Annotated in this window: 12 protein-coding genes; 11 read left to right on the top strand and 1 reads right to left on the bottom strand. The window is 67.3% G+C overall.

Translation table 11 applies throughout. The features are described 5' to 3' along the window. Window positions 1–10 precede the first annotated feature (10 nt). The 10 genes from FBT69_04795 to FBT69_04750 all read left to right on the top strand — a co-directional run bounded on the left by FBT69_04795 (window position 11) and on the right by FBT69_04750 (window position 17454). Window positions 11–5704: a hypothetical protein gene (locus FBT69_04795; GenBank protein ID MDL1904119.1), complete on the top strand. Its 5694-nt coding sequence runs from the start codon at window positions 11–13 to the stop codon at window positions 5702–5704. Window positions 5705–5807: 103 nt separating this feature from the next. Then, on the top strand, window positions 5808–6569 hold the full coding sequence (locus FBT69_04790) for an enoyl-CoA hydratase/isomerase family protein (GenBank protein MDL1904118.1): 762 nt from the start codon (window positions 5808–5810) through the stop codon (window positions 6567–6569). Between the two features lie 71 nt (window positions 6570–6640). Continuing rightward, window positions 6641–7585, top strand: a complete 945-nt coding sequence (locus FBT69_04785; protein MDL1904117.1) for an enoyl-CoA hydratase/isomerase family protein — start codon at window positions 6641–6643, stop codon at window positions 7583–7585. Window positions 7586–7667: 82 nt separating this feature from the next. Beyond that, complete coding sequence (locus tag FBT69_04780) at window positions 7668–9608, top strand: acyl-CoA dehydrogenase (protein MDL1904116.1); 1941 nt, start codon at window positions 7668–7670, stop codon at window positions 9606–9608. A gap of 89 nt (window positions 9609–9697) precedes the next feature. Continuing rightward, entirely contained in the window at window positions 9698–10828 is a 1131-nt protein-coding gene (gene pdhA, locus FBT69_04775; GenBank protein MDL1904115.1) for a pyruvate dehydrogenase (acetyl-transferring) E1 component subunit alpha, read from the top strand. Window positions 10829–10878: 50 nt separating this feature from the next. Beyond that, the gene (locus FBT69_04770; GenBank protein MDL1904114.1) at window positions 10879–11853 is read left to right on the top strand and encodes an alpha-ketoacid dehydrogenase subunit beta; all 975 of its coding nucleotides are present in this window, start codon (window positions 10879–10881) and stop codon (window positions 11851–11853) included. 69 nt (window positions 11854–11922) lie between these two features. Continuing rightward, window positions 11923–13299, top strand: a complete 1377-nt coding sequence (locus FBT69_04765; protein ID MDL1904113.1) for a 2-oxo acid dehydrogenase subunit E2 — start codon at window positions 11923–11925, stop codon at window positions 13297–13299. Between the two features lie 496 nt (window positions 13300–13795). Then, window positions 13796–15910: an elongation factor G gene (gene fusA / locus FBT69_04760; GenBank protein MDL1904112.1), complete on the top strand. Its 2115-nt coding sequence runs from the start codon at window positions 13796–13798 to the stop codon at window positions 15908–15910. A 111-nt stretch (window positions 15911–16021) separates the two neighbouring features. Then, window positions 16022–16639 (top strand): nucleoside monophosphate kinase, encoded by a 618-nt coding sequence (locus FBT69_04755; GenBank protein ID MDL1904111.1) that lies wholly within the window; start codon window positions 16022–16024, stop codon window positions 16637–16639. A 29-nt stretch (window positions 16640–16668) separates the two neighbouring features. Beyond that, window positions 16669–17454, top strand: a complete 786-nt coding sequence (locus tag FBT69_04750; protein MDL1904110.1) for a type II secretion system protein — start codon at window positions 16669–16671, stop codon at window positions 17452–17454. Between the two features lie 7 nt (window positions 17455–17461). Here the strand turns inward: FBT69_04750 and FBT69_04745 are convergent, their stop codons facing one another. Next, window positions 17462–18886: a transglutaminase domain-containing protein gene (locus FBT69_04745; protein MDL1904109.1), complete on the bottom strand. Its 1425-nt coding sequence runs from the start codon at window positions 18884–18886 to the stop codon at window positions 17462–17464. Between the two features lie 154 nt (window positions 18887–19040). Between FBT69_04745 and FBT69_04740 the strand changes: the two genes are divergently transcribed. Beyond that, on the top strand, window positions 19041–20489 hold the full coding sequence (locus FBT69_04740; GenBank protein MDL1904108.1) for a class II fumarate hydratase: 1449 nt from the start codon (window positions 19041–19043) through the stop codon (window positions 20487–20489). The last annotated feature ends 9 nt before the right edge of the window (window positions 20490–20498 follow it).

Here is a 20498-nt window from a genome sequence, read left to right as displayed (position 1 = left end):
CGTGTGGATAATGGTGGGAGGAACCACGCCAGCACGATTGCGGATATGCTGTAGCACGACAGTGCATTCGGCCGGGGGCCTGCGCCCACGCGGTGCGCGGGGCCTCCACCGCTCGCCGACCCACCTCGAGCGGAGCGCCGAGACAAACGATTCGCATGAGCGAGGCCTGACCCCAAGGCTCGGGAGTCCTGAGATGTCGAGCATCTTCCGCGTTCCGGGCGCGCACGCCCGCCGTTCCGCAGCCTCCGTCGCCCGAGCCTCGGGCGCACCGCTCGAACGAGCGACGATCGACACGCTCGAACAGCGCGTGCTGCTCTCCGCGATCGACCCGTTCGTCGGGCCGCTGCCCGCATCGGCGAACGGCCGCGTGGGCGTCGTCGAGCACGTCGCCTGGCGCGGGGGGTCGATCGAGGCAAAGGCAGGATCGTGGATGGTCACCTTCGACGATGCGCTCGGCGACGAGGGCGCGATCGACGCCGCACGCCGCATCGCAGACGCTATGGGGATCGACGAGGCGACCATCCGGTCCGTCGGCCGCGGGCGATACGCGACGATCGACTCCACACAGAGACCGCACCAGTGGGCGATCGAGGCGGCGCTCCACGCCGTCGAGGGCATCAAGGCCATCGAACCCAACGCCGTCTACCACAAGCAGCAGCTCCCCAACGACCCGCTCTTCACGAACCAATGGCAGCTCGACAACACGGGCCAGTTCATCCCGGGCAGCGGGTTCGGCACCGCAGGGGCCGACGTCGGCGCGGCCGCGGCATGGGACGTCACCATCGGATCCCGCGACGTCATCGTCGCCGTCATCGACTCCGGCATCGACTTCAGCCACCCCGACCTCGCCGCCAACATCTGGCGAAACCCCAACGAGAGCGGGAACGGCGTGGACAGCGACGGCAACGGATTCGTCGACGACCTCAACGGCTGGGACTTCGGCGACCTCGACAACGACCCCAGCGAGAACATCAACACCGGACCGTGGTACGGGCACGGCACCTTCGTCTCCGGCATTATCGGCGCGGTCGGCAACAACGGCGTCGGAATCTCGGGCGTCGCATGGGACGTGTCCATCCTCCCCCTCAAGATCCCCAACAGCAACGGAAACGCGCTCCTCTCCGCCATCGTCGGCGCGCACGACTACCTCACCATGATGATCGGCGAGGGGCACAACATCGTCGCCAGCAACAACAGCTACGGCGCCTTCGACCAGGCCTTCTACGCAGACGTGCCCACGGGCTTCGACGCCGAGAAGGACGCCATCGAGCGGTTCATCCAGGCCGGGGGCACGTTCGTCGCCGCCGCCGGCAACAGCGCCTTCGACAACGACGATCCAGACATCACGTTCTTCCCAACCTCCTACAACATCCCGGGTCTCATCGCCGTCGCCGCCACAGACAACAACGACGCCCTCGCCGGCTTCTCCAACTACGGCGCAAAGACCGTGGACCTCGGCGCGCCCGGCGTGCAGGTCTATTCCACGACCGTCGGCGGCGGGTACGGATTCGGGTCCGGCACCTCCTTCGCCGCTCCCATGGTCGTCGGCGCGGTCGCGCTCCTCAAGACGCACCGTCCCCAGGCCTCCGCACAGGAAGTCCGCCAGACACTCATCGACAGCGTGGACATCCTCCCAACCCTCCAGAATCGCGTTGTCTCCGGCGGCCGACTCAATCTCATCAGGGCCTTGAACATCATCGGCATCGACGGGCCGGTCGTGAAGCGCATCGACCCGGGCCCCGTCACCGGACGCAACGACCCCTCCACAGGCCTCCCCATCGACACCATCACCGTCGAGTTCAACAAGTCCATCGACGCGTCCGTCCTCGCCATCGACTCCGCCTCCTTCCTCTACGCAGGCCCCGACGGCCTCTTCGGAACCGGCGACGACTCGACCGTCATCACCATCTCCTCCGTCGACATCGACCCCGACAACGACGCCATCATCCACATCTCGCTCGACCTCACCAACGTCCCGCAGCAACGCCTCCTCCTCGGTAAATACCGACTCACCCTCCACGCCGGCACCCCCGGCGACCCCAAGATCCGCGACCTCCTCGGCAACCTCCTCAAGGGCGACTCCAACGGCGGGACCGACGAGGTCTACGAGTTCGAGGTCGTCGGCGTCGGCGGCAGCCTCGAACCAAACGACACTCTCGCCACCGCAACTCCCGTCTCCTTCAACGCCAGCGGCAAGGCCAACTTCAACGGCCTCTTCCTCGGCGACGGCCTCCACGCCGGCCTCGACGTCGACATCTTCCGCATCACCATGCCGCGCGGCGGACTCATCACCGCACGCGTCGACGCCAAAAACCTCCAGATCCCCTCGCAGTTCGACTCCTACCTCCGACTCTTCGACGCCCTCGGCAACGAACTCGCTTTCAACGACCAGTTCAACGGACCTGACGCCTACCTCGACTACTTCGTCTCCACCGGCGGAACCTACTACGTCGGCGTCTCCGGATTCCCCAACGACGACTACAGCCCCACCATCGCCGCCAGCGGCGTGACCCAGTCCACCGGCAACTACAACCTCTCGCTCGGCATCGAACTCGTCGGCGAGGATCGCATCACCATCCCGGACAACCTCGACGCTCCAGTCGCCGTCCCACCGACAGGCACACAGGGCACGACCTCCGATTCCGTCACCGTCGCGGACGCACGCGCCATCCGCGACGTCAACCTCCGACTCGACCTCGACCACACCTTCGTCTCCGACCTCCGAATCTCGCTCATCAGCCCGCGAGGCACGGAAGTCGTCCTCTTCGATCGGCACGGCTCCAACGGCCAGGACTTCGACAACGTCCTCTTCGATGATGAGGCCGCACGGTCCATCGTCACCGCTGCCACCCCGTACTCCGGCTCCTACCGACCCACCAACGCGCTCAACAGGTTCGACGGCGAGTCCGCGGCAGGACAGTGGACCCTCGTCATCAACGACACCACCGCCCTCAACTCCGGCGTCCTCCGCTCCTGGGCGCTCGAACTCACGCTCGAAAACGACATCTTCGGCCCGTTCGAACTCAACGACACCCTCACCACCGCTCGCAACCTCAACGAAATCAACGGCACCGGCGCCGCCACACGAAACGCCTACATCGGCGACGGCGGATTCGGTCTCCTCGACCGTGACCTCTTCAGATTCCGCGTCGATGCCGGCACCACGCTTAATGCCGTCGTGACCTCCGTCGCGGACCCAAGCACCGGGCAACTCACCCTCGCCACCGGCCTGCGACTCCTCGACGCCGGCGGGAACGAGATCAAGCGTTCAACCCCGGACGGCACCCTCAACAGCAGCATCGGCGGCTTCGTCTTCGCAGCGGGAGGAACCTACTACATCGCCGTCAGCGAAGCCTCGAACCTCGACTACGACCCCTTCAACGTCACCAGCGGCACCCCGGCCGAGACCACCGGCAACTACACCCTCGCCATCGCCGTCTCCGGCGGCGTCAGCGACGCCTCCCACGTCCTCGCGGGACAGCGCGTCCGTGCAGGCATCGACAACGACGGCACCTTCGGCATGAACGACGCCGGCTCGCCCCTCGGCATCCGCTTCGACGGCATCGAGTTCCTCCGGAACGCCACCAACGGCCAGGGCCTCCGTTCCTTCTACGGCATGTCCGCGGGCGGGTACGAGTTCCTCAACAACGGCTCGTCCTCACCCACCTCCCTCCCCATGACCATGGTCAGCCAGAGCGACGCCTTCAACCGGCGCACCACCGCCCAAGGACTCTTCCGTCAGTCCCTCAACGTCGAACGCACCATCTCCTTCGGGCCCAACGACGCGTTCCTCGCCATCGACGTCCGCCTCACCAACAACGGACCCTCCACCATCTCCGACGTCTCGTGGATGGAAGCCATCGACGCCAACCAGGGCCTCAATCTCGACAACCGCGGGCCGAATACGCAGAACGACATCCTCGACGGCGTCCCCTACATGCGGTCCAGCGTCATCACCAACGCCTTCAATCAGGGCATCACCATGGCGATGGGCGCACCCGCCTCCGACACCCGCGCCATGGCCACCTTCGTCGATCCAAACTCGCTCGTCATCCGCGACCCCAACCAGGTGCTCGACTTCGGCGTCAACGATCCCGACGGCGCCTCCGCAAACCTCGTCATGGTCCTCGCCTACGACCTCGGCTCCATCGCCGCAGGCCAGAGCACGACCATGCGATACTTCATCTTCTTCGGCAACTCCCCCTCGGCCGCGCAGAGCCTCTACGACGCCGTCAACACCGGCACCGGTGCGGGACACCTCACCACCGACACCGCCAACCCCTCCACCGAGACCCTCTCCGACGGCTCCCAGGCCCCGACCCTCCCCTACCGCTCCTACTACCCCGAGGGCTTCGCAAGCCCCTTCATCTACACCTTCGTTCCCATGCTCAACCCGCACGACCAGCCGACACGCGTCTTCGCCATCGCTCGCTACGAGACCGGGCAACGCGACCAGGTGCTTGCCGACTTCGTCATCGCACCGCAGTCACGCGGCGGCATCACGCTCAACACCCCGGAAATGTACGACATCGGATTCGGCAACCCCGGCGGCTCGCTCGTCCGTCCACTCGAGCCATACGCCATCGAGCTCCGCTCCGAGCGCCCCATCGCCGCCACCTTCAGCCACTACGACACCTTCCTCCTCGACGGCCTCCGCTCCGCCGTCGGCGAGTCCTTCATCTCCGACGTCACACAGACCTGGACCATCGGCGAGGTCGAGAAGGCCGACGGCATCTTCGACATCATCATCTTCCAGAGCATCTCCGACATCACCATCAAGGTCGAGACCACGCTCCTCCCAACCGGCGGCGGAAACCCGATCGTCCTCACCCAGGAACTCGCCCCCTTCCGACGCGGCGGCTGGAACCTCTCCTCCCTCCCCAACGTCCCCAACGGTCGCTACGGCGCGCTCATCCAGGCACAGGCGCCCATCGTCGCCGCCGTCAGCAGCTACGACAACGGCATCACCACCGACGCCCCGGGCGCCAAGGGCTTCGCCGCAACGCCAGGCCTCGGAGCCACCTCCGGCGTCACCCCGGAAGGACAGTTCGGCATCAACGCCGCCGAAGAACGCGTCGGCATCGTCAACCCAAACAACGCCAGCGTCTCCGTTGTCTTCTCCTTCCTCTTCGAGAACGGCAGCGCCTACCGCACCGCACTCGACGTCCCCGCTCTCTCACGCGGCGAGATCAACGTCCAGTCTCTCCCCGGTTTCCCCCAGGGACGTGCCTACTCCATCCTCTTTGAATCACCCCTCCCGATCTCCCTCTCGCTCCCGACGGCCGTCTTCAACGACGGCAACGGCACCACCTTCGCTACCCAATCCCACACCTTCTGGGCGTTCGGCGAAGGCTTCAGGCCGCAGGATCCCTTCAACACCAACGTCGTCGAATACCTCCGCCTCTTCAACCCCACGCAGCAGGATCAGGTCGTCGAGATCACCATCCGCTTCGACGGCAACTTCAAGGGCACAAGCACCCCGCTCGGGCAGGAGGTCTTCCGCCGCGTCCTCCCCGCTCGGCGTGTCACCGAGTTCGACGTCCACGACTTCGTCACCGGGGACCGGCGCACCCAGGACGTCTTCTACGGCCTCACCATCAAAAGCCCCGCCGGCATCGTCGCCTACATGGGACACTACGACGCCTTCTTCCCCGGCGCGTTCGGCACGCTCGGCGTCCCGCTCGGCATCACCGGCACGATCTGACCGCCCCACCTCTGTTCCTCCTCAACGCCCGATGCCGACCGGCTCGGGCGTTTTTCTCGCGCACGTCGCCTAGCCTCAGACGCACCCTCCACTCGACGCCGCCATGACCGACACGCTGACTACCCTGACCATCGACGGCGCCATCGCTCGTCTCACCCTGAACAGGCCGGATGCGCGCAACGCACTCTCGGTCCCTCTTCTCCAGAGCCTCCTCGCACGTGTCGGCGAGATCGACGCGACCTTACCCCCCCCCTCTGTCCTCGTGCTCACAGGCAGCGGACCAGCGTTCTGCGCGGGCATGGACCTCCGTGCCGTGCTCGGCGACGCCGCCGCAGGCTCGACCCTCCTCGGCCTCCTCGCCGAACTGACCCTCCGCCTCCGCAGACTGCCAATGGCGATCGTCGCGGCTGTCAACGGCGCTGCCATCGGCGGCGGCTGCGGACTCGCGTGCGTCGGCGACTTCGTCTTCACCCACAACGACGCCAAACTCGGATTCCCGGAAGTCGATCTCGGCGTCTGTCCGGCTGTCGTCGCGCCCTGGGTCGTCAAACGCCTCGGCCCAGGCAGGGCGCGGCACGTCCTGCTCGCGGGAGGCGTCATGTCCGGCCAGGAGGCAGCCGCGATCGGTCTCGCAACCCGCAGCCTCCCGACGCTCGCCGATCTCGAAACCGCCGTCGCGGACCTTGCCGACAGGCTCTCCAAGGCCGGCCCCCTCGCGCTCCGGGAGACAAAGCGCCTCCTCAACACCCTCGACGGCTCCGATGACGACACCATCGTTCGCCGAGGTGCCGAGTTGTCGGCTTCGGTGCTCGCCACCGAGGATGCGCAGTCCCGCCTCCGACAACGCCTCTCCACGAAGCCCTGAACACGCCGATTCCAGAGCACGCCGCTGCCATCGCGCGCTATACTCCCGCTGTTCCGGGACGTGATCGGGGTATGTCCGGTGTCGGCTTCGGCCAGCCGCCGGGCGGTCGGAGCAGACGAATGACGGCCCAACCGCTGCCAGTCGAGCGCGATGACCGCGGAGAGCACGAAGGCGTGCTCACGATCCGGCTTGAACAGGTGGACAGGCCCATCATCGTCCTCGACCACGCGCTCATTCAGCGACTCGAAGCGACACTCGCAACCATCCCCGTCGACGCTCGCGCCGTCGTGCTTGCCTCCGCCAGCGAGCGTGCCTTCGTCGCCGGCGCGGACCTCAAGGCCATCAGCGACCTGAGCGACGAACAACTCGACCGCTACCTCGACTACGGCCAGCGCGTCTTCGGCATCCTCTCGCAACTCCCCTGCCCCACCGTCGCGGCGATCAACGGTGCCGCGCTCGGCGGCGGCCTGGAACTCGCCATGCACTGCGACGGCCTCGTCGCCTCGCCCTCACCCTCAGGCAAGCCATACCAGGTCGGCCTGCCCGAGGCATCCCTCGGCCTCTGCCCCGGTTGGGGAGGCACCAACCTGCTCCCAGCTCGCATGGACCCCGCCGACGCGATCCGCAGAACCGCAACCGGCCGCACCATGGCCTTCGACGAAGCCGCCGAGGCAGGCCTCTTCGATGACGTCGCCGCCACACCGGATGAACTGCTCGACGCGGCCAAGTCGTGGGTCTGCGCTCAGAAGACGCCGAAACGCGACGCAGCCCCGGCTCGTTGGATCGGGCGGAGCGAGACCGCCCCCGCCGTACTCGCCGCTGCCGATGAAGTCCGAGGCGAGGTGGGTTCGAGCCTGCCCGGCAAGGCCGTGCTCGACGCCGTCGATGCCGGCACGGCCCGGGGATGGCAGGCCGCGCTCGACGCCGAGCGACAGAGACTCGTGGCGCTGCGTCGCACGCCCGCCGCCGTCGAAGCCATCCGTGCGTTCTTCGAGCGCACGGCGAAGAAAGGATGACGCCCGGGGGACGGAGTTCGAGGATTCACGCCAACCCGGGGGAGGAAACACGCGGCCTCACCGCGTGACGCAGAGGTGTCCCATGGCAGACCTGAAGTCGATGAAGGGCGTCTCGGAGAAGGACCGCAAACTCATCGCGGAGGCGGAAGCCCTCCTCGGCCCGGAGCCGACCTCGATGGGCTTCATCAAGAACCTCTTCTGGGGACGATTCCGCAACGACCTCGTGCTCCCCTACCCGGAAGTCAGCCCGGACGAAGCCGCTCGCTGCGACCAGTTGCTCGCCGAACTCGAACGCTACCTCAAGACCGAGCACCCCGCCATCCAGATCGACCAGGAGCAGGAGATCCCGCGCTGGGTGATCGACCGGCTCTTCTCCATGGGCGTCCTCGGCATGACCATCCCCAAGGAGTACGGCGGCCTGGGCATGGGCATCACCAGTTACAACCACGTCCTCGAGATGATCGGCCGCTACTGCGGCTCCACCGCCGTGCTGGTCAGCGCGCACCAGTCCATCGGCTGCAAGGCCATCATGCTCTTCGGCACCGAGGAGCAGAAACGCCTCTGGCTCCCTCGCCTCGCCAAGGACTGGCTCAGCGCGTTCTGCCTCAGCGAGCCGAACGTCGGCTGCGACGCCGGCGGGCAGGAGACCACCTGCGAACTCTCGCCCGACGGAACTCACTACATCCTCAACGGCGAGAAGAAGTGGGCGACCAGCGCCGCGATCAGCGGACTCTTCACCGTCATGGCGCGCCAGAAGATGCCCGACGGGTCCGAGAAGGTCACCGCTCTCGTCTGCACGCCGGACATGGAAGGCGTCAACATCTTCGAGAAGAACCGCAGCAAGTGCGGCATCCGCGGAACCTGGCAGGCACGCATCCGCTTCTCCAACGTCCGAGTGCCGAAGTTCAACCTCCTGCACAAAGAGGGCCGCGGCCTCAACGTCGCCCTCAGCTGCCTCAACTACGGACGATGCACCCTCAGCGCCGGCATGCTCGGCGGAGCCTACGGTGCGATGAACCAGGCCATCCGATGGTCGCAGACCCGCTACCAGTTCGGCGATCCCCTCTCGGAAAAAGAACTCGTCCGCCAGCGCATCGCACACATGGCCGCCATGGTCTACGCCATGGACGCCGTCCTCTACATGACCACAGGCATGCTCGACCGCCACGACGAGGACATCATGGTCGAGACCGCCGCCTGCAAGGTCTTCTGCTCCGAGATGGGCTGGCGCGTCGTCAACGACGCCATGCAGATCATGGGCGGCGAGTCCTACATGACCGAGAATGAGATCGAACGCACCTTCCGCGATTCACGCATCAACATCATCGTCGAAGGCTCCAACGACCTCATGTGGTCCTTCATCTTCGCCTACGGCGGGAAACAACTCGGCGAATGGATGCTCAGCATCCGCGACGCCCCCCTCTCCAGGAAACTCAGCCCGGCCCTCCTCAGGGCAGCCATCCCCCTCGCCGCGGAGGTCTTCCTCGGCGTCCGCCGACGCGCCCCGGCCATCGAGGGCGTCCATCCCTCGCTCCGCCCGCAAGCGCAGCGCCTCGCACGCCTCATCTCCGAGCACACCTACCAGTTCAAGCAGACCAGCAAACGCTACGACGCCGCCGTCGTCTCCCGGCAGGCCGTGCAGGCAAGGCTCGCGCTCGCCGCCATCTACCTCCACGCCTGGGCGTGCACGCTCAGCAAACTCGACCGCGACGTGCGCCGCCACGACGGCAACGGCGGCCTCGATTTTGAACGCGACCGCGCCGCCGCACTCCACTTCTTCGACCTCGCCGAGATCGAGATCAACCGCTTCTATCGCGAGCTCTACTTCAACGCGGACGAGACCATGCTCGCGGCCGCGGACGCCGCCCTTCGCCACAACGACTCTCTCCCCACCGAGGACTTCATCATCCCCGAGCGCAGCCCGACGCCCCAGCGCGGGAAAGGCCGGCGGACCGACCACTCGTCGATCAAGTTGTTCCCGGGCGACTCGCACGCCCGGACCGCGGACGCCGCGCAACGCTGAGCCGTACCGGCACGTCGCAGGCCCACCGGGCCGCTACGCTGTCGCCAGAGAGCAGCCCGACCCGGAACCGGGCGGGCGGGAGGACGCCGATGCCGAGGAAGGTCGTCTACGAAGCGCGCGTCGAGTACGTGCAGGTTCTCGACGAGGAGGGACGCCTCGATGCCAAGCTCGCCGCGGGCACCCTGACCGACGAGCAGGTCGCCTTCCTCTACGAGCAGATGGTCATCTGCCGCCAGTACGACGAGGTCGCCTTCAAACTCCAGCGTTCAGGCCGCATGGGCACATACCCGCAGAACAAGGGCCAGGAGGCCGCCGCGCTCGGCTCCGGCTTCGCCGCGAAGAAGGGAACCGACTTCCTCGTCCCCTGCTACCGCGAGAACGCCGCCCTCTTCCTCCACGGCCTCCCCATGGAGCACATCCTCCTGCACTGGATGGGCGATGAACGCGGGAACCAGATTCCCGAAGGCGTCAACGTCACCCCCATCAGCATCCCCATCGGCACCCAGATGCTCCACGCGACCGGCATCGCGTGGGCGTACAAAATCCGACGCGAGCCACGCTGCGTCATCACCTACTTCGGCGACGGCGCGACCAGCGAGGGCGACTTCCACGAGGCCGCCAACTTCGCCTCCACGCTCCAGGTCCCCTGCGTCTTCTTCTGCCAGAACAATCAGTGGGCCATCAGCGTCCCGCGCGAAACGCAGACCGCTTCCGAAACCATCGCACAGAAGGCGCTCGCCTACGGCATGCCCACCGTCCAGGTGGACGGCAACGACCTCTTCGCCGTCTACAAGGAGACTCGCGACGCGCTCGACCGCGCCCGCAGCGGCGGCGGTCCGAGTTTCATCGAGGCCGTCACCTACCGCCTCGGCGACCACACCACCGCCGACGACGCCCGCCGATACCGCGACCCCGAGGAGGTCGCCGCGTGGCAGCAGAAAGACCCGATGATCCGCACCCGCAAGTATCTCGAGAGCAAGGGCCTGTGGGACGACGACCGCCAGCGGGCCGCCGAGGAACGCGCCAAGGCGATCGTGCAGGAAGTCGTCCGCGCCGCGGAAGGGATCGAGAAGCCCACCACCGACGACATCTTCAACTTCACCTTCGCCGAACTCCCCGACGAGATCGCCCGCCAGCGCGACACCCTGCGGACCAGCTCGATCGGCCAGGATCCGACCCAGATCGACCGCGAATCTTGGGCGAACGCCCCCACCCGCTGAGCGGCACGCGACTCGCTCCGCCCTGAGCCTTCCCACGAACGAGAACCACCATGGCGCAGATGACACTTGTCCAAGCCATCAACCACGCTCTCGCCCACGAGATGGAACGCGACGAGCGCATCGTCGTCCTCGGCGAAGACGTCGGCCTCAACGGCGGCGTCTTCCGTGTCACCGAAGGACTCCAGAAACGTTTCGGTCCAGAACGCGTCGCCGATACCCCACTCGCCGAATCCGGCATCATGGGCACCGCCATCGGACTCGCCATGGCAGGCATGAGGCCGGTCCCCGAAATCCAGTTCGAAGGGTTCCTCGGACCCGCCTACGACCAGCTCGTCAACCACGCGGCTCGCTATCGCACACGCAGCCGCGGAGCGGTCACCATCCCCCTCACCGTCCGCGTCCCCGTCGGCGGCGGCATCCACGCCCCCGAACTCCACTCCGATTCCCCGGAAGCCATCTACGCCCATCACCCGGGACTCAAGGTCGTCATGCCCAGCACGCCATACGACGCCAAGGGCCTCCTCCTCAGCGCGATCCGCGACCCCGACCCGGTCGTCTTCTTCGAACCCAAGCGTGTCTACCGCAGCTTCCGCGAGGACGTTCCCGAGGACGACTACACCATCCCCATCGGCCAGGCTAAGGTCGTCGCCGAGGGAACCGACGTCACCGTCGTCACCTGGGGCGCACCCGTCTTCCAGTGCCTCGCCGCCATGGACGAACTCCCCGAGGATGCCAGCGTCGAACTCGTCGACCTTCGCACCATCTACCCCATCGACACCGACACCATCGTCGAGAGCGTCCGCAAGACCGGCCGCTGTGTCGTCGTCCACGAGGCCCCCAAGACCGCGGGCCTCGGCGCGGAGATCGCAACCATCATCCAGGAGCACTGCTTCCTCCACCTCGAAGCCCCCGTGCAGCGATGCACAGGCTTCGACACCGTCATGCCCTACTACAAACTCGAACTCGACTACCTTCCCGAAGCCCCTCGCATCCGAAAGTGCATCGAGGAGTGCCTCGCGTACTGAGCGCGAACGCCCGGAGCGCGGCTACCACACGAACGCAGCGGCAAGGATCAGAACCAGAGGACAGATCGCATGGCCCACACGAAATCCGCGAACCCGGACCAGTTCATCCTCCCCGACCTCGGCGAGGGCGTACACGAGGCCGAACTCATCAAGTGGCGCGTCCAGGTCGGACAGGCCGTCGACGAGCACGACATCCTCGCCGAGATGGAGACCGACAAGGCTCTCGTCGAAGTCCCCAGCCCACGCGCAGGCGTCATCGCCGCACTCCACGGCAAGGAAGGCGACATCCTCAAGGTCGGCTCCGTCCTCGTCGAATATAAGGGCGATGGATCGCCGTCAAGCTCCGCGCCCGTCGCGCCGGCAGCGTCAAAGCACGCCCCCGCGATCACGCCCGAGCCTGAACCGGAAGCCGAACGCGAGGACGCAGGCACCGTTGTCGGCCAGGTCGGCGGCGACCTCGCCGGAATGACCCCACGCGACGGCAAGGCCCTCGCCACCCCCGCCGTACGCCGCCTCGCCCGCGAACTCGGCATCGACATCAATCAGGTGCCCGGCTCCGGCATTGGCGGCCGGGTCACCGAAAAGGACGTCCGCGCGTTCACTTCCGCCGGCTCCCGCCACGCTGCCGCCGCGCAGACCCGCCCCGCACCCATCCCGACAACCGCCATCCCCGCTTCACCCCCCCCCGCACGCGCGCCCTCCCACTCGCACGCCCCCGCGCAGCAGCCCGCCATCCCCCCGGGCGCGGACACGGCCGTCATCCCATTCCGCGGCGTACGCCGCACCATCGCCAACCGCCTGCGCGAGAGCGTCTCAACCGCCGTCCACTTCACCGTCATGGACGAGGCCGACGTCACCGAACTCGACTCGCTCCGCCGCAGGCTCGCGGCCGCCAGCGGCGAGAAAGTCTCCTTCCTCCCCTTCGTCTGCTCCGCAGTCTGCCGCGCCCTCGCCGGCAGGTTCGGCGCGCTCAACGCCACCGTCGACGACAAGGCCGAGCAGATCGTCCAGCACCGCGCAGTACACCTCGGCATCGCCACCGACACCGACTCCGGCCTCATGGTCCCCGTCATCCGCGACGCCGACAAGCTCGGCGTCCTCGAAATCGGACGACAGATCGACGCCATCGCCCGCGCCGCCCGCGAACGCTCCATCCCCCGCGAGCAACTCCTCGGCTCGACCTTCACCATCAGCAACGTCGGCAGCCACGCCGGCCGCTTCGCCACCCCCGTCATCAACTACCCCGAAGTCGGCATCCTCGCCGTAGGGCGCGTCCACGAGGGCATGGTCACACGCGACGGCTGGTTCCGAGTCGGCAGACTCCTCCCCCTCAGCCTCGCCTGCGACCACCGCGTCGTCGATGGCGCGACCGGCGCCCTCGCCCTCGCCGAGATCGTCCGACTCCTCCAGCAGCCCGAGCAACTCCTCACCCCCGCCAGAGCCTGACCATCCACGCCCTCCGCCGCACCGAAGACGCCCGCCGCTGGGCCGCCAGAGCCGTCGAGATCGACGCCCTCAAGCGTCTTGACCCCCTCGCCGGCCTCGACCCCCCTCGCAGACAAAGGATCGATGAACTTCTCGGCGGTTCTTGATTCCCACCAACGCCCCTCGAACAATCGACCGATCAGGGAGTAGCCCGTGGTCGCGGCGGGAGGCGTTCGCCCAAGCCGCGCCCGAAAACGGCCGATCCGAAAAGGGGACCGCGCCATGGACGAGGAAGACGAATCCGGGCCGACCCCCGCCGCACTCTGAGACGGCGGGCGGCCCGGACGGCCCGAGGGGGGCCGACGCCGAGAGCCGCCTACCGCGACTCAACACCTCTCAGACACCCGACCCCGACACGGACGACCGCGCCGGGGACCATCCACCAGACCACCACGGCCCGTGCCGGCTTCGCCCGGTGCCCGCCACGATCGCACGAACGAACCACCGAGACCGACCCATGGCCATCGACCTTTCCCATATCCGCAACATCGGCATCTGCGCCCACATCGACGCCGGCAAGACCACCGTCACCGAGCGCATCCTCTTCTACACCGGCAAGAACTACAAGATGGGCGAGGTCCACGAGGGCACCGCGACCATGGACTTCCTCCAGGAAGAGCAGGAACGCGGCATCACCATCCAGTCCGCCGCAACCACCTGCCCGTGGACACGCAACGGCGTCGAGTACAAGATCAACCTCATCGACACACCCGGTCACGTCGACTTCACCATCGAGGTCGAGCGTTCGCTCCGCGTGCTCGACGGCGCAGTCGCCGTCTTCGACGGCAAGGAGGGCGTCGAGGCCCAGTCCGAGACCGTCTGGCGCCAGGCCGACCGCTACCGTGTACCGCGCCTCTGCTTCATCAACAAGATGGACAAGCTCGGTGCGAACTTCGAGTTCTCCTTCCGCTCCATCCGCCAGCGCCTCGGCGCGAACCCCATCGCCGTGCAGTACCCCATCGGCCAGGGCCAGACCCTCGAAGGCCTCATCGACCTGCTCACTATGCGCGCGTATTACTTCGACGCCGACGAGCAGGGCGCGGTCGTCACCGAGAAGGACATCCCCGAACACCTCCGCGAGACCGCCGAACTCTGGCGCCACGAACTCGTCGAGAAGGCCGCCGAACTCGACGACGCCCTCATGGAGCGATACCTCGAGGACGAGTCATCCATCACCGACGCCGACATCCGCAAGGCCCTCCGCGCCGGCACGCTCGCCCGCAGGTGCAACCCCGTCTTCTGCGGCGCGGCCCTCCGCAACATCGGCGTCCAGCGCCTCCTCGACGGTGTCATCGACTACCTCCCCAATCCCACCGAAGTCCCGGAAGTCGAGGGCGTCGACCCCGACGACCGCGAGAAGAAACTCTCCCGCCCCCACTCTGACACGGCCCCCTTCTCCGCACTCGTCTTCAAGGTCGTCAGCGATACGCACGGCGACCTCACCTACGTCCGAATCTACTCCGGCGTCCTCAAGAAAGGCACGCGCCTCCTCAACCCCGTCAACCGCAAGCGCGAGATCGCCAGCCGAATCTTCGAAATGCACGCCAAGGACCGCATCCCCCTCGAAGAGGTCGGCGCGGGCAACATCGTCGCTGTCGTCGGCATCAAGGACTCCATCACCGGCGACACGCTCTGCGACCCCGAGAACCCGATCATCCTCGAACGCATGGAGTTCCCCGAGCCGGTCATCTCCATGTCCATCGAGCCGAAGACCGCCGACGACAAGCGCAAACTCTCCGAGGCTCTCGTCACCATCCGCCGCGAGGACCCCTCCTTCCGATCCAACTACGACGAGGAAACCGGCCAGACCATCATCGCCGGCATGGGCGAACTCCACCTCGAAATCATCAAGAACAAGCTCGTCCGCGACATGAAGGTCAACGTCGAGGTCGGCAAGCCGCGTGTCTCCTACCGAGAGGCCATCGCCGGACCGGCCAAGAACGTCCGCGGCCGGTTCGTCAAGCAGACCGGCGGGCGCGGCCAGTACGGCGACGTCATCATCAACCTCGAACCATGCACCCCAGAGCAAGCCAAGGCCGAGGGACTCGACTTCCGAGACTCCGTCGCCTTCGTCAACAAGATCATCGGCGGCTCCGTCCCCAAGGAATACATCCCCTCCGTCGAGGCCGGCATCCGCCAGACCGCCATCTCCGGCGTCACCGCCGGCTACCCCCTCATCAACATCAAGGTCGAACTCATCGACGGCTCCTACCACCAGGTGGACTCATCGCAGGTCGCCTTCGAGCAGGCCGCACGCCTCGCCCTCCGCGAGGCCGTCGCCAAGGCCGGAAGCCTCCTCCTCGAACCCATCATGAAGGTCGTCATCCTCACCCCCGAGGACTACGTCGGCAACGTCACCGGCGACATCTCCTCACGCCGAGGCATGATCGTCGACACCGAGGACCGCGACGGCGTCAAGGTCATCACCTGCGAAGTCCCCCTCTCCGAGATGTTCGGTTACACCACCGTCCTCCGCGGCCTCTCCCAGGGACGAGCCAGCAACACCATGGAGTTCCTCGCCTACCGGCCCATGCCCGCCAACATGGCCAAGGAAGTCCTCGCGGCAGGCTGACTCACGCGGCCTACCCGGGCCGAGCCGAAGCAGAGACGCCACGAGGCCGATACTGCGTACACTGGCGCGCTCCAACAGTGCCAGGGTGGAGCAGCGCGACGGAGACTCCCAATGCCCGACCGCTACCAGACCATCCTCCTCTTCGGCGCCCCCGGCGCGGGCAAGGGCACCCAGGGCAAGATCCTCGGCCTGATCCCCGGCTTCTACCACCTCTCCTGCGGCGAGGTCTTCCGCACGCTCGACATCCACTCCCCACTCGGAAGAATCTTCGTCGAGTACTCCTCCCGCGGCGAACTCGTCCCCGACGACGTCACCGTTCGCATGTGGAAGGAGAACCTCCACGCCCAGACCGTTCTCAGCCTCTACAAGCCGCACGTCGATCTCCTCGTCCTCGACGGCATCCCCCGCAACGTCAACCAGGCACAACTGATGGAGAAGCACATCAACGTGCTCGCCATCGTGCACCTGATCTGCTCCGACAAGGAGAAGATGATCGAGCGCCTCCGCCGCCGCGCCCTGAAGGAGAACCGCGCCGACGACGCCAAGGAGGAGGTCATCCGCCGCCGCTGGGAGGTCTACGAGGCCGAGACGCGCCCCGTCCTCGCGCACTACCCCAGGTCCGTCATCCACGACGTTGACGCGATGGGCTCCCCCGGCCGCGTCCTCCAGCGCGTCCTCGAAGTCGTCGTCCCCGTGCAGGAGAAGCACTTCTCCAACGCCCTCCAGTAGCAGCGCGCCTCCCGCGGTAAGATGCCGGCATGGCACGCCCACGCGCCTTCACCCTCATCGAACTGCTCGTCGTCATCGCCATCATCGCCCTGCTCGTCGGCATCCTGCTCCCCGCGCTCGGCGCGGCCAGGCAGACCGCACGCAACACGCTCTGCGGCTCGCGCACCGGCCAGATCAACCTCGCCATCGCCATGTATCTCCACGATCACCGCGAGCACCTGCCGCAGGTGCTCGTGCCCGGCTTCGACGGCGAGCCGACCGTCATCGGCACGCTCTTCGCCGGCAAGAAGGGCACGCTGCCCATGCTCCAGATCGACGAGTACGGCGCGGAACGCCGACCCCTCAACCGCTACCTCATCGACTGGACGCCCCCCCCCGACGACGCCGACACCGTCGCCGAGGTCGAGCCCTGCCGATCACCCGCCGACAAGGGCGCCGAGAACCTCCCCATCCCCGGCTTCGAGCGCTGCGAATCCATGTACGACCTGCTCGGCGCGAGCTACACCCTCAACGATCACGCCCCGGACACCAACCCCTGGGGCGACGACTACCCCACCCTCGTGCCTCCCAAGGGCGGACGCATGCCGCCGGTCCATGACACGACGAAGACCTGGGTCGTCGGCTCGCACCCCATCTACAACTACGACGACGGCGACGACCGCGGCCAGCGCTGGTACTCGCCCAAGGCCGTGCAGGCGACCCTCGGCTTCCTCGACGGCCACGTCCGCATCGCGCTGCCCGTTCCGCCCGACCGCCCCCACACCACCGACGACTTCACCTATCTCCCGCAGCCCAACTGGATGGACAGGTTCTGACGCGCGGTCAGCTGCCGGGCCGTGCCCCCGGCGGCGTCGCCCGCACAGGCGTCGTGTGCGCGCGGAACGAGAGTCGCTGATACGCACGATCCGGCGGCACCGGCGTCACGAACCACCCCCAGAATCCCGGCGACCCGTACGCACGCACCGTCGTCGGCGGGTGGAAGTGGAACGCGAACGGAATCACGCGGTCCAGCTCGTCGTGCGTGCCGAAATACCGCTGGTCCCGGTCCATGAAGTTCGGCGGCAGACGCGAAGACGAGCCGCGCATCGCCGCAGGGTCGACCGGAACCCAGCCGAACGTCCCGTTCGCTTCGTCGTAGAGCGCAAACTCCACCCACGCTCGCAGGTCCGGCACGCTCTTGGGCCGCTTCAGGTAGACCTGCTTGCCGGCCCGCGACTCCTGGTCGTACCCGATCACGATCCGCGCCGGCAGACCCGCTTTGCGGTACACGGCCGCCAGCAGGCACGCCATGTCGTACTCGCTCCCTCGCTTCTCCAGTGCGGTCAGCGGCGCGCCCTTCAAGTCAAGCCCCTCGATCATCCCCGTGCGGTCGAACGCCAGCCCGTCGCCGCTCAACTGCACGTGCTCCACCACCTTGGCCGCGAACCACTTCGCCAGCGTCACCGGCGCGATCGACTTCGGATCGCGCCCCTCGGTCCAGATCGCCACCAGGTCCGATACCGGCGCGGTGTCATACGGACGGCCGTCCGGACCGAAATCGATGAACATCTGCGGCGCGAATGTCGCGTGCGCCTCCGGCGGCCACGCCTCCTTCGGCCACGCCACCGCGCGCGCCCCACGCTCGTCGAACGTCGTCCGGTACGACGTCACAGGGATCACCACCTGCAGGCTCATCTCCCGGCCGTCGTACAGCGACGCCCCCTCCAGAGGTGGCATCACCCACTGGGCCCGCCACGTCCCCGAGTGCAGCACGTTCCCTCCAGCGTCCGCCGCGATGATCGCCGTCTCGCGCGTCACCTCGCGGTCCTGGAACTTCACCACGCCGCTGATCGCAGGCTGGATGCCGCTCGCAGACTCCACCGCGTCCATCACGCTCGACGCCGTCTCGGGAACCAGCGGCCACACGATCGTTGCGCTGCTGAACGTGAACCGATCGTTCTCCGGCGGCCGGCCTTCGATGTACCGCTTCCACGCCTCGATGTTCACGTCCACCGTCATCGTCCAACGCTTCGAGCGGTTCTCCTCACGCACGATGTACGGGCTGGGCTTCAAACGCACCGCCTGCGCCGCCGGCTGTGTGCCAGCAGGCGTCGTCACGGGTGTCGAGCCGCCCGGCGCAGGCGCCGGTTGGCCCTGCTGACGGTCGCGCGGTGTCGTGCGCCCCCCCTGCGCACATGCGCCTTCGCCAGCCATCCCCAACCCGATCAGCGCGGCGATCATCCCCGCCAACACTCGCCCTGCGTTCATCGCTCATCCTTTCGCTGGACCGCCCTCGCCCTCACAGTGGTACGGCCTTGCGCGCCCGAGGTTCCTCCTTCACCGGCCCGGCACGCCCAACGCCGCCCTTCCCTGCACGAACATCCTATGACCGTCCGCTAGAATCCCGCACAAGGAGCACTCCATGCCACCAGCCAGCGCGACGCGCACCGAACGGGACACCATGGGCGAGATGGCCGTTCCCGTCGATGCCCTCTACGGCGCTTCCACCCAGCGGGCCGTCCTCAACTTCCCGGTCTCGGGCCGACCCGTTCCAGCCGAGATCATCCACGCCTTCGCCCTCATCAAGGCCGCGTGCGCACGCGCCAACCGTCGCCTCGGACTCCTCGACGAACCGCGAGCAGAGTCCATCGTCGCCGCCTGCGCACAGATCGAACGCGGCCTCGCGGAACACGGCGGACTCGCACGGCATTTCCCCGTCGACGTCTTCCAGACAGGCTCCGGCACCAGCACCAACATGAACGTCAACGAGGTCGTAGCAAACCTCGTCTGTCTCGCCAGGGGCAAGCCCATCGGCTCCTCGAAGGATCCCGCCTATCTCCAAGCCGGCGGCGTACACCCCAACGACCACGTCAATATGGGGCAGTCTTCCAACGACACCTTCCCAACCGCGATGAACGTCGCCGCCGCGTTCGCGATCACCGCCAGACTCATTCCTGCCATGCACGCTCTCGCCGTCGAACTCGAGAAGAAGGCCCGCGAGTGGGACGGCATCGTCAAGATCGGCCGCACCCACCTTCAGGATGCGACCCCCATCCGCCTCGGGCAGGAGTTCTCCGGCTTCGCCGCCCAGGTCCGCCACGGCGTCGATCGCCTCGGCCGCGCCCTCGATTCGCTCGCGGAACTCGCCATCGGCGGCACCGCCGTCGGCACCGGCATCAACACCCACCCCGACTTCGCACGTCTCGTCGCCGCAGATCTCGCCGAACTCACCGGCGTTCCCTTCCGCGAAGCAGACAACCACTTCGAGGCACAGCACGCCCGCGACTCCATCGTCGAGACCTCCGGCCACCTCCGCACCATCGCCGTCAGCCTCAGCAAGATCGCCGGCGACGTCCGGCTCATGGGCTGCGGCCCGCGCTGCGGCATCGGCGAACTCCGCCTCCCCGCCGTCCAGCCCGGCTCATCCATCATGCCCGGCAAAGTGAACCCCGTCATCTGCGAGTCGCTCGTCATGGTCTGCTGCCGCGTCATCGGCAACGACGCCGCCATCGCCACCGCAGGTCTCGGCGGCGTCGGCGGCCTGCTCGACCTCCACGTCGCCATGCCCGTCATGGCCGATGCCCTCCTCGACTCCATCAACCTGCTCGCCAACGGCTGCGCGATGTTCACGGCCAACCTCCTCGCCGGCCTCCAACCCGACGAGGACCGCTGCCGCGAACTCATCGAGGGCAGCCTCGCCATGTGCACCAGTCTCGCGCCCGTCATCGGCTACGACAAGGCCGCCGCCCTCGCCAAGCAGGCGTACAAGGAAGGCAAGACCGTCCGCCAGCTCGCCCGCGAGCAGCACCTCCTCCCCGACGCCGACCTCGACCGCCTCCTCGACCCCATGAGCATGACCCGCCCCGGCTGAGCCGCCCGC

It is taken from the genome of Synechococcales cyanobacterium CNB (genome assembly GCA_030263455.1).
In the GTDB taxonomy this organism is placed as follows: domain Bacteria; phylum Planctomycetota; class Phycisphaerae; order Phycisphaerales; family UBA1924; genus CAADGN01.
This window is presented reverse-complemented; position numbering and strand designations above follow the sequence as displayed.

Coding starts and splice junctions, on each gene's coding strand:
- FBT69_04795 (MDL1904119.1), top strand. CDS start 11: ATGGTGGGAGGAACCACGCCAGCACGATTGCGGATATGCTGTAGCACG.
- FBT69_04790 (MDL1904118.1), top strand. CDS start 5,808: ATGACCGACACGCTGACTACCCTGACCATCGACGGCGCCATCGCTCGT.
- FBT69_04785 (MDL1904117.1), top strand. CDS start 6,641: ATGTCCGGTGTCGGCTTCGGCCAGCCGCCGGGCGGTCGGAGCAGACGA.
- FBT69_04780 (MDL1904116.1), top strand. CDS start 7,668: ATGGCAGACCTGAAGTCGATGAAGGGCGTCTCGGAGAAGGACCGCAAA.
- pdhA (MDL1904115.1), top strand. CDS start 9,698: ATGCCGAGGAAGGTCGTCTACGAAGCGCGCGTCGAGTACGTGCAGGTT.
- FBT69_04770 (MDL1904114.1), top strand. CDS start 10,879: ATGGCGCAGATGACACTTGTCCAAGCCATCAACCACGCTCTCGCCCAC.
- FBT69_04765 (MDL1904113.1), top strand. CDS start 11,923: ATGGCCCACACGAAATCCGCGAACCCGGACCAGTTCATCCTCCCCGAC.
- fusA (MDL1904112.1), top strand. CDS start 13,796: ATGGCCATCGACCTTTCCCATATCCGCAACATCGGCATCTGCGCCCAC.
- FBT69_04755 (MDL1904111.1), top strand. CDS start 16,022: ATGCCCGACCGCTACCAGACCATCCTCCTCTTCGGCGCCCCCGGCGCG.
- FBT69_04750 (MDL1904110.1), top strand. CDS start 16,669: ATGGCACGCCCACGCGCCTTCACCCTCATCGAACTGCTCGTCGTCATC.
- FBT69_04745 (MDL1904109.1), bottom strand. CDS start 18,886: ATGAACGCAGGGCGAGTGTTGGCGGGGATGATCGCCGCGCTGATCGGG.
- FBT69_04740 (MDL1904108.1), top strand. CDS start 19,041: ATGCCACCAGCCAGCGCGACGCGCACCGAACGGGACACCATGGGCGAG.